Source organism: Mesorhizobium sp. M6A.T.Cr.TU.017.01.1.1, assembly GCF_004023115.1.
GTDB lineage: Bacteria > Pseudomonadota > Alphaproteobacteria > Rhizobiales > Rhizobiaceae > Mesorhizobium > Mesorhizobium mediterraneum.
The window spans coordinates 1-409 of sequence record NZ_RZTA01000309.1 but is presented as its reverse complement, the minus strand read 5'-3'; the positions used below and the strand labels follow the sequence as shown (position 1 = coordinate 409).

General features: G+C 63.3%; 1 protein-coding gene. It reads right to left on the bottom strand.

The annotated features are described in order from the left end of the window. Nucleotides 1-30: 30 nt before the first annotated feature. The coding region (locus EOB36_RS34130; RefSeq protein WP_281035509.1) for an FAD-linked oxidase C-terminal domain-containing protein at nt 31-409 on the bottom strand (379 nt) is incomplete at its 5' end.

Sequence of the window (409 nt, the reverse complement as noted above, 5' to 3'; positions counted from 1 at the left end):
GGACAAGTAGGCCGCAGCGGAGACGGCCCGTTAGTCCATTCCCGGCAGGATCTTGCCCGGGTTCATGATATCAAGCGGATCGAGCGCCTGCTTGATGGTGCGCATGATGTCGACGCCGTGGCCGAGTTCGTGGCGCAGGAAGCCGATCTTGCCCTGGCCGATTCCGTGCTCGCCGGTGCAGGTGCCGTCCATGGCGATCGCCCGCATGTTGAGCCGCGCGACGAACTTTTCCGACAGCGCGATCTCCTTGGGATCGTCCACATCCATCAGCACCAGCACATGGAAATTGCCGTCGCCGGCATGGCCGACGATCGGTGCGATCAGGCCCATCTCGGCGATGTCGGCTTCGGTCTCGGTGACGCATTCGGCAAAGCGCGAAATCGGCACGCAGACATCGGTCGACAGACCC